Here is a 9260-nt window from a genome sequence, read left to right as displayed (position 1 = left end):
CGGCCGGCCGCCGCCCCCGGGCCCCCGTCCCCGACGAGGAACCCGCGTGTCGACGTCCCCCAAGCCCTGCTGCACCCCCGGCCGAGGAGCGGAGGGGCCCGCCGCCCCCGTCGCCGTGGCCCTCGCCGACCCCCGGGCCGCCCGGGTGGCGCGGCAGCTCACCGGCCTGCCCGGGGGGCGGTTCCTGATGGGCACCGACGACCGCGAGGGCTACCCGGCGGACGGCGAGGGTCCGGTCCGCGCCGTCGAGCTGAGCCCGTTCCGGATAGCGCCGACCACGGTCACCAACGCCGCCTTCGCGACCTTCGTCAAGGCCACCGGCCACCGCACCGAGGCCGAGAGCTTCGGCTACTCCTACGTCTTCGAGGGCTTCCTGGACCCCGCGCTCGCCGCCGGGTCGCCCCAGGTGGCCGCCGTCCCGTGGTGGCGGGCGGTCGCGGGCGCGACCTGGCGGACCCCCGAGGGGCCGGGCTCCTCGGTCACCACCCGGCAGAACCACCCCGTCGTCCACGTCTCCTGGCACGACGCGCAGGCGTACTGCGCCTGGTCGGGCACCCGGCTGCCGACCGAGGCCGAGTGGGAGTACGCCGCCCGGGGCGGCCTGGAGCAGGCCCGCTACCCGTGGGGCGACGAGCTCGCCCCGGGCGGGCGGGCGCAGTGCAACATCTTCCGGGGCGACTTCCCCGTCCCGGACTCCCCGCCGGACGGCCGCGGGGGGACGGTCCCGGTGACGGCCCACCGGCCGAACGGCTACGGGCTCCACAACACGGTGGGCAACGTCTGGGAGTGGTGCGCCGACTGGTTCAGCGTCGGCTTCCACCGCACCGGGCCCCGCCGGGACCCGCTCGGCCCGCCGGACGGCACGGCGCGCGTGATGCGCGGCGGCTCCCACATGTGCCACGCGTCCTACTGCAACCGCTACCGGGTGGCCGCCCGCAGCTCCAACACGCCGGACAGCTCGGCCGGCAACATCGGTTTCCGGGTCGCCGCCGACGCACCCGGGGCCGGCTGACCCGGCCCCGGGGACACCCGGCGGTCGCACGGAGGGGCGGGCCCGGCGGCGGACCCGCCCCTCGGCACGACCGGAGGTCCCGGGTCAGTGACCGCCCTTCAGATTCAGGACGACCACGCCGACGACGATCAGCGCGAGGCCGAGCCACTGCATCCGCCCCAGCGACTCGCCGAAGGCGACCATGCCGATGCCGGCCACCGCCGCCGTGCCGGCGCCGGACCACACCGCGTAGGCGACGGAGACCGGGATGTGCTTGAGGGCACGGCCGAGCAGGACGAAGGAGAGGACGTAGCCGACGGCCACGCCGGCGCTCGGCCAGAACCTGGTGAAGCCCTCGGTCAGCTTGAGGCAGCTGGTGGCGCAGACCTCACTGACGATCGCGAGGGCGAGGAGGAGATAGGGCACGGGGGCTCAAACCCCGCGCGCGGCGCCGAGCTTCCCGAGCAGGGCCAGGTCGGCGTGCTCCAGGCTGTCCAGCAGGGTGACCCGGGAGCCGTCCGGGATCGGGACGGCGCTGGAGGGGACGGCGAGGACGGCGCAGCCGGCGGCAGTGGCGGAGGCGACCCCGGTCGGGGTGTCCTCGACGGCGACGCAGCTGGCCGGGTCCAGGCCGAGCAGGTACGCGGCGGCCAGGTAGGGGTCGGGCGCGGGCTTGGTGCGGGGGGTGTCCTCGGCGGCCAGGGTGACGGCGAACCAGTCGCGGCCCAGGGTCCCCAGCACCAGGTCGACGACCCGGCGGGGGGAGGCGGAGACCAGCGCGGTGGGCACCCGGGCGTCCCGGAGGGAGGCGAGCAGGGCGAGGGCGCCGGGGCGGGGGACGGTCTCGGCGGCGACCTTGCCGGCGAAGGACTCGCCGAGGCGGTCGGCGAGTTCGGCCTCCGAGAGGGAGGTGCCGGTGACGCGGTGGAGGTGGGCGGCGGTGTGCTCGATCGCCTGGCCGAGCACCTCCGGCGCGTCGGCGTCGCCCAGGCGGTGGTGCAGTTCGTCGGCCAGCTCGGCGGCGGCCTGCCACCAGAGCTGCTCGGTGTCGACGAGGGTGCCGTCCATGTCGAAGAGGACGGCTGCGGGTGGGGGGGTGTGAGGCATGGCGGTACCTTCGGAGCGGTTCAACAGGGCGGATCAGACCGTACGACGGTCGACCAGGACCGGACGCTCCGGAAGGGCGGGCGTGGCGCGCGAGCCGATCGGCAGCGCGGCGGCGGCCTCGGTGGGCAGGTCCGCCTTGACCTCGGTGCCGTCGGCCAGACGGACGGTGAGGCGGGTGACGGCGCCCAGGAAGGACGCGGAGACGACCAGCGCGGGCCCGTCCCCGGCCGGGGTGAGGTGCACGTTCTCGGGGCGGACGAGCACGTGCAGGTCGCCGTCGGCGGGCCGGGTGCCGTCCACGGCGTGGCGGCGGCCGAGGACCTCCACGCCGTCGCCGGAGCGCTCGCAGGGGATCCGGCTCATGGTGCCGACGAACTCGGCGACGAACGCGGTGGCCGGGCGGGCGTAGAGCTCGGAGGGGGTGGCGCACTGCTCCAGCCGGCCGGCCCGCAGGACGGCGACGCGGTCGGCCATCGACAGCGCCTCCTCCTGGTCGTGGGTGACGAACAGGGTGGTGATCCCCAGCTCCTGCTGGAGGCGCCGGATCTCCTCGCGCAGCGACAGCCGCACCTTGGCGTCCAGCGCGGACAGCGGCTCGTCGAGCAGCAGCACCCGCGGCTGCAGGGCGAGCGCGCGGGCGAGCGCGATGCGCTGCTGCTGGCCGCCGGACATCTGGTGCGGGTAGCGGCCGGCGTGCTGCGGCAGGCCGACCAGCTCCAGCAGCTCCTGGGCCCGCTTGAGGCGCTCGGCCTTGCCGCTGCCGCGCATCCGCAGGCCGAAGGCGACGTTGTCGGCGGCGGTCAGGTGCGGGAAGAGGCTGTACGACTGGAACACCATGCCCGCGTCGCGCTTGTGCGCCGGGATCGCGGTGATGTCCTGGCCGTCGACCAGCACCTCGCCGGAGTCGTGCTGCTCGAACCCGGCCAGGATGCGCAGCGCGGTGGTCTTGCCGCAGCCGGACGGGCCGAGCAGGGCGAGCAGCTCGCCGGGGTGGACGGTGAGGTCGAGTCCGTCGAGCGCCGTGGTGGCGCCGAACGCGCGGCGCAGCGAACGGAATTCGACGGTCGCGCCGCCGGGGGCGAGGGGGACGCCGGCGACGGGGGCGGTGGCCGTGGTCATGATGGGTGGCTCCGGGGGTTCGGGTTCAGGAGGTAGCGGTCTTGGTGCCGCGCTCGCGGCCGAGGGTGGCCAGCAGGAGCAGCAGCAGCCAGGTGAGCAGCAGGCTCAGGATGGAGACCGCGACCGACATGTGGGCCTGGCTGTTGCCGACCGAGTAGATCCAGACCGGGAAGGGCTGGAAGCCGAGGATCGAGGCGGCGGTGAACTCGCCGAGCACCAGGGCCAGGGTGAGGAAGGAGGCGTTCAGCAGGGCCCCGCGCAGGTTCGGCAGGATGACGGTGAACACCGCGCGCGGCCAGCTCGCGCCACAGTTGCGGGCGGCCTCGACCAGGGTGCGCACGTCCACCGACCGCAGTCCGGCGTCCAGGGCGCGGTAGGCGAGCGGCAGGGCCATCAGCACGTAGGCGATGACCAGCACCAGCGGGAAGTCCGGGTCCTGGACGAACACGAAGGTCTGGAAGAACGGCGTGTCCATCAGGTAGTCCGGGCCCCAGCGGAGCACGCCGATGAGGCCGGCGGTCAGCGCGACCGGCGGGACGACCAGCGGCAGGGTGCAGAGCACGTCGATCACCGGGCGCAGCTTCGGCGCGCCGAGCCGGACGGCGATCAGCGCCGGGACGAGCAGGAGCAGCAGCACCAGGACGGTGACGACGGCGAGCCCGAGGGTCAGCCAGAGGCTGTCGAGGAAGCCGGGGGCGGAGAGCAGCCCGGTGTAGGCCTCGAAGGAGACGCCCTTCGGGTCGTCGACGGAGAACCAGGCGGAGGCCGCGAGCGGGACGACGAAGTAGACGCCGGCGAGCAGCAGGACGGCGCCGCGCCACCAGCGCACGGGGCGTCGCTTGGCGGGGGCGGGGGAGGTCAGCTGAGCCATCGGGCGCTCCGGCGCTGGAGGGGGAGGTACACGGCCATCACCAGGACGGCCACCACGATCATGTTGAGGCTGAGGGCGAGGGCGAGGTTGCCCTGGCCGACCAGCACGTTGCCGGAGAGCGCGTCCGCGATCGAGCGGCTGACCAGCGGGACGGTCGCGCCGACCATGGCGGCGGCCGTGGCGTAGGCGGCGAAGGCGCTGCCGAAGAGCAGGACGAAGCCGCCGAGCAGGGACGGCAGCAGGATCGGCAGGGCGACGTGCCGCCAGTACTGGACGGTGGTGGCGCGGTTGTTCTGCGCGGCCTCGCGCCACTGGGTCCGCAGGCCGTCCAGGGCCGGGGTGATGGTGAGCACCATCAGCGGGATGAGGAAGTACAGGTAGACGATCGTCAGACCGGTGAAGGAGTACAGCGACCAGCCGTGGTCGGTGAGGTGCAGCAGCTTGGTGATCTCGCCGGCGTTGCCGAGCGTGGCGACGAACGCGAAGGCGAGCGGCAGGCCGCCGAAGTTGGCGAGCACGCCGGAGGCGGTGAGCACCGCCTGGCGCAGCCAGGTGCGCCGGGAGGTGACGACGGCCTGGGCGATCGGCAGGCCGATCACGGTGGAGAGCAGCGCGGTGAGCGCGGAGAGCTTGAGGCTGCTCAGCATCGCCGTGAGGTAGCCGCCCTGGACGGAGTCCGCCAGGTTGTCGAAGGTGAACTGCCCGGCACCGGTCTCGGCGTCGCTGGAGGTGGTGAACGCGCCGATCACGATGGCGACGGTGGGAAGTCCGAAGCCGATCAGGAAGAACAGCAGCAGCGGCACGGTGGCCAGCCAGGACGCGCCGCCGAGGCGGGCGAGCGGCCGGCGCCGCGGGGCGGGTGCCGTGGTGGTGGGGGAGGTGGTCGTGGCGGTGGCGGACGCCCCCGCGCCGCCACCGGTGACGGTGGCGGCGGGGGTGGTCGGCACCGGGGTGGGAGCCGTGGTCATGAGTGTTTCTTCAGCCCGTTCGAGTAGTGCTGACGGAGTGTCAGCCCGCGATGGCCTTGGTCCAGTTCTCGGTGACGACCTTCTTGGCCGCGTTGATCTGGTCCACGCTCGGGAAGGTGGTGAAGGGCTTCTCGACGGTGGGCAGCTTGGCGGCCGCGGCGGTGTCGAGGGTGCCGTCCTTCTTCAGGGCCTCGAAGGTGGCCGGGGTGGCGTAGCCGCCGAGGAAGAGGTTCTGGCCCTCGGTGCTGAACAGGTACTCCTGCCAGAGGCGGGCGGCCGCCGGGTGCGGGGCCCACTTGTTGACGCCCTGGTTGTAGAACTGGGCGTAGGAGCCGTCGGACGGGATGGAGACCTTCCAGTCGACGCCCTTGTCCTTGAACTGGTCGCTGTAACCGGCGTTCAGGTAGGACCAGTCGATCGAGATCGGGGTCTCGCCCTTCTCGATGGTCGCCGGGGTCGACTCGACCGGGTTGAAGTTGCCGGACTGCTTCAGCTTGCCGAAGAAGTCGATGCCGGGCTGGATGTTGTCCAGCGAGCCGCCGTTGGCGAGCGCGGCCGCGTAGACGCCGCCGAAGGCGGAGCCGGACTTGGTCGGGTTGCCGTTGAGGGCGACCTGGCCCTTGTACTCGGGCTTGAGCAGGTCGGCGAAGGTCTTCGGGCAGTTGGCGATCTTCTTGGCGTCGCAGCCGATCGAGATGTAGCCGCCGTAGTCGTTCACCCGGGCGCCGCTCGGGTCCTTCATGGTGTCCGGCACCTTGTCGAAGGTGGCGACCTTGTAGGGGGCGAGGATGCCGTCCTTGACCGCCTGGAGGGCGAAGGCGCTGCCCAGGTCGACCACGTCGGGGGCGCGGTCCTGGCCCTTGCGGGAGTTGATCGCGTTGATCTCGTCCTGGCTGGAGCCGTCCGGGTTCTCCTCCTCGACCTCGATGCCGTACTTGGCCTTGAAGCTGTCGATGATCTTGCCGTAGTTCGCCCAGTCCCGGGGCAGCGTGATGACGTGCAGCTTGCCCTCCTTCTTGGCGGCGGCGACCAGGCCGTCCATGCCGCCGAAGTCGGCGGCGGAGGTGGCCTCCTTGGCGTCCTTGGCGCCGGCCTTGGCGGTGTCGCCGGACTTGGCGCTCGACCCGGCGGAGCCGCAGGCGGTGAGGGAGAGCGCGGCGGCGGTCAGGACGGCCGCGAAGGCGGCGGCGCGGACACGGTGCACGGTCACGGGGAAGTCTCCTGTTAAGGGGGCGTACTGCGAGGGGGCGTTCGCGGGGGGTTCCGCGGGCCTGCGTCTCGCGAAGGGCGGCGGGCCGGCCGGGGTGAGCGGTCGATCGCGTCGTCCGAGTTGACTAGCCAACTTCGCTGACGGCAGTAAGTACGCCGGAGCGCGGTGACGGGAAGGTGAACGGATGGCCCAGAACCGGGGTCGGCTGCGGGAACGGTCGAATCAGGCCGTCGGCGGACGATCCGGCAAGTGCGATGCTTCGGGAGCGCAGCGGGATAAGGTCGGGCTGTCCGCGCCGCTACGGGCTGCGCAGGACACTTGCCCAGGAGGGACATTGACTGACGTGGCACTGGAGCCGGAGCGCCCCGAGACCCGTCCGGCCGGCGCCCAGGGCGCCGAGCGCGCGTCCGGTTCGCTCTACCGCAAGGTCGCCGCCGACCTGCGCGAGGCGATCACCACCGGAGCCTTCGGCGAGGCCGGCCGGCTCCCCGCGGAGGGCGCGCTCGCCGAGCAGTACGGGGTCTCCCGCGGCACCGTGCGCCAGGCGCTCGCCGTGCTGCGCTCGGACGGCCTGGTCACCTCGCGCCGCGGCACCCGCCGGGTGGTGCTCGGCACGGCACGGGTGCAGAGCTTCTCCGAACTGCTCAGCTTCACGCACTGGGCGTACTCGATGGGCGAGGAGCCCGGCGGCATCCTGGACTCGCTGGTCCGGCGCCCGGCCGACGCCGCCGAGCGCGAGCAGCTGCGCCTGGAGCCGGGTTCCGAGGTGTACGTGACCGTGCGGCTGCGCACGCTCTCCGGCAAGCCGGTGATGGTCGAGCGGACGATCTACCCGCCCCGGGTGGGCGAGATCGTCGCCGAGCTGCCGCCGGACGTCGTCTCGCACACCGAGGTCCTGCGCGAGCACGGCATCCTGTTCACCGACGCCGACCACACGATCGACATAGTCGCCGCCAACGGCGACGACGCCCGGCTGCTGGGCTGCCGGCGCGGCGGCCCGCTGCTGCGCGAGCGCCGCCGGACGACGGACCCGACCGGCACGCCGGTGGAGTGGTCCCAGGACCGCTACCTGCCGGGCACGGTGGCCTTCAGCGTGCACAACTCGCTCGCGGCCTCGGCGCTTTCGCGGCACGCCCGGGAAGGGGACTGACCCTCTTCCCGGACGGGCTCGGCGGGGCCCCCGGACCCGGCGGGGGTGCGGGGGTGCCGCCGGGCGCGGGGGAGGGGCGGGTCGCGGGGGAGGGGCGGGTCAGCCCATCAACGAGGCCAGCAGCGGCCGGAAGTGGGCGAAGTCCGGGGTCCGCGCGTCCGCGGCCTTGGCCTGCTCGTCCCAGCGCCGGACCGCCACCGCGTCCGCGGCGCCCGGGTGGTCGGCGAAGGCGGCGGCCTCCTGCTCGGACATCGGTCCGCCCTGCACCCGCAGGGTGTACTCGGAGGCCTCGGACAGCCCCGCCCGGTAGGCCGGTTCGACCGCGCACAGGTAGCGCTTGGCCGCCACGTGCAGCCGGACCGGCCCGGTCACCTCCGGCCCGAACCAGCGGGCCAGCCAGTCCGCCCCGGTGTCGCTGTGCCGGTTGTCCTGTCCGGCCATCAGGTCGCGTCCGTGCAGGGTGCCCCGGAAGTGGCCGACGTCGTGCAGCAGCGCCGCCGCGACCAGGTGCGGGGCCGCCCCGGCCGCCTCGGCCAGCGCGCCGGCCTGCAGCATGTGCTCGGCCATGGTGACCGCCTCGCCCAGGTACTCCCCGGCGCCCTCGCCCTCGAACAGCGCGGCCAGCTCGTCCAGCGCGGCCGAGCGCCGCTCCAGCACGGCCAGCGTGGAGGCGAGCGAGTCCAGGTCCGCGTAGCAGCCCTGGAGGTGGCGGCGGCCGTCCTGGGCGAAGGCCGTCCGGGCGTGCATCAGACGGACGTTGTCGAAGATCAGGCAGTCGCCCGGGTCGAGCCGGAAGTCCAGCTGGAGCGCCGGCCGCAGGGTGATCGCGGCGAACGCCCGGTACGCGGCGTAGAACGCGTCCAGCTCGGCCGCGGGCGCGCGCAGGGTGGCGATCGAGCGGTTGTTGAACCGCACCTCGCGGATCCGGCCCAGCGGGTCGACGTCGATCAGCGGCCGGTCGGCGCGCAGCTCGGTGCCTCGGTCGCGGAAGACGAACGGCACGGGCGTGCGGGTCAGCACCGCGAAGTGCTCCGGCGCCTCGGCGCGCAGCAGCGCCGCCGCCCGGAAGCCGTCCACCAGGCCGGAGTCCCCGCCGGTGGCCGAGTTCTCCAGGCAGTGCAGCAGCTGGAGGGTGGGCACCGGGTCCCGGTACGGGTTGTCGGTGTGCGGCGAGATCGCGGCGCTGGTGAACGCCAGGTTGTTCGGGTCCGGCTCGATCCGGACGTCGAACAGCTCGCCGTAGTTGGTGACCCGCACGTGTCCGAAGGTCCCGGCGACGGCCAGCACCTGCCGCTCCTCGGCCGGCACGCCGCGCAGCACGGCGAAGCCGTCGCGGCGGACGGCGGTCAGCACGGCGGCCCGCTCGGCCGGGTCCGCCAGATAGGCCTCCCACCGGGCCTCCGGGAGGCCGTCCGCGAAGTCCGCGGCCTCCCAGAGCCGCTTGCCGGCCTCGGTCCGCCCGTCGTCACCGGCCTCCCCGGTCTCCCCGGCCAGCCAGGGCAGGGGGTAGCGGGAGCGGTGCCCGTCGGACCAGAGCACCTCCAGGTGCCCGTCCAGCTCGGCGCCGGCGGCGATCGCCAGGTCGTCCGGCAGGTCGGTGATCCGGAACAGCTTCTGCCCGTTGCGCGGATCGCGGCACCCGGCGCAGGGGCAGTTGTCGCGCAGCCAGTACGGCGACGGCTCGGTGGTCATGGTGGTCTCCTCGGCGGCCCGGCGTTGGCGGCAAAGTTGTATAGCCAACTTCTCTGGCGGGAGCCTGCCGGGGGCCGGTGAGGTCCGGGTGTCGCGGGAGCGAACGGGGTGGGAACAGTGAACGGCCGGGGCGGTGTAGTATTGTACGTATC

9 protein-coding genes are annotated in these 9260 nt (G+C 73.7%); 2 read left to right on the top strand and 7 right to left on the bottom strand.

The window, feature by feature from the left end:
* Window positions 1-46 precede the first annotated feature (46 nt).
* Complete coding sequence (locus ACFCX4_RS31155) at window positions 47-1012, top strand: formylglycine-generating enzyme family protein (RefSeq protein WP_376149792.1); 966 nt, start codon at window positions 47-49, stop codon at window positions 1010-1012.
* An 84-nt stretch (window positions 1013-1096) separates the two neighbouring features.
* Here the strand turns inward: ACFCX4_RS31155 and ACFCX4_RS31150 are convergent, their stop codons facing one another.
* From ACFCX4_RS31150 to ACFCX4_RS31125, 6 genes are read right to left on the bottom strand one after another with little or no spacing between them, the layout of a single operon-like run.
* Window positions 1097-1417, bottom strand: a complete 321-nt coding sequence (locus ACFCX4_RS31150; RefSeq protein WP_376149789.1) for a DMT family transporter — start codon at window positions 1415-1417, stop codon at window positions 1097-1099.
* A 6-nt stretch (window positions 1418-1423) separates the two neighbouring features.
* Window positions 1424-2098 (bottom strand): HAD family hydrolase, encoded by a 675-nt coding sequence (locus tag ACFCX4_RS31145; protein ID WP_376149786.1) that lies wholly within the window; start codon window positions 2096-2098, stop codon window positions 1424-1426.
* Between the two features lie 33 nt (window positions 2099-2131).
* Window positions 2132-3217 (bottom strand): ABC transporter ATP-binding protein, encoded by a 1086-nt coding sequence (locus ACFCX4_RS31140; protein ID WP_376149783.1) that lies wholly within the window; start codon window positions 3215-3217, stop codon window positions 2132-2134.
* Window positions 3218-3242: 25 nt separating this feature from the next.
* On the bottom strand, window positions 3243-4088 hold the full coding sequence (locus tag ACFCX4_RS31135; protein ID WP_376149780.1) for an ABC transporter permease: 846 nt from the start codon (window positions 4086-4088) through the stop codon (window positions 3243-3245).
* Window positions 4076-5056: an ABC transporter permease gene (locus ACFCX4_RS31130; protein WP_376149777.1), complete on the bottom strand. Its 981-nt coding sequence runs from the start codon at window positions 5054-5056 to the stop codon at window positions 4076-4078. Before ACFCX4_RS31130 ends, ACFCX4_RS31135 begins: the two co-directional genes overlap by 13 nt.
* Before the next feature lie 40 nt (window positions 5057-5096).
* A complete protein-coding gene (locus ACFCX4_RS31125) occupies window positions 5097-6266 on the bottom strand; it encodes an ABC transporter substrate-binding protein (protein WP_376149775.1) in 1170 nt (389 codons plus the stop codon).
* 343 nt (window positions 6267-6609) lie between these two features.
* Between ACFCX4_RS31125 and ACFCX4_RS31120 the strand changes: the two genes are divergently transcribed.
* Complete coding sequence (locus ACFCX4_RS31120; RefSeq protein WP_376149794.1) at window positions 6610-7416, top strand: GntR family transcriptional regulator; 807 nt, start codon at window positions 6610-6612, stop codon at window positions 7414-7416.
* A 99-nt stretch (window positions 7417-7515) separates the two neighbouring features.
* Here the strand turns inward: ACFCX4_RS31120 and ACFCX4_RS31115 are convergent, their stop codons facing one another.
* A complete protein-coding gene (locus ACFCX4_RS31115; protein WP_376149772.1) occupies window positions 7516-9108 on the bottom strand; it encodes a phosphonate degradation HD-domain oxygenase in 1593 nt (530 codons plus the stop codon).
* Between the last annotated feature and the right edge of the window lie 152 nt (window positions 9109-9260).

It is taken from the genome of Kitasatospora sp. NPDC056327, from assembly GCF_042261735.1.
Taxonomy (GTDB): Bacteria; Actinomycetota; Actinomycetes; order Streptomycetales; family Streptomycetaceae; genus Kitasatospora.
This window is presented reverse-complemented; position numbering and strand designations above follow the sequence as displayed.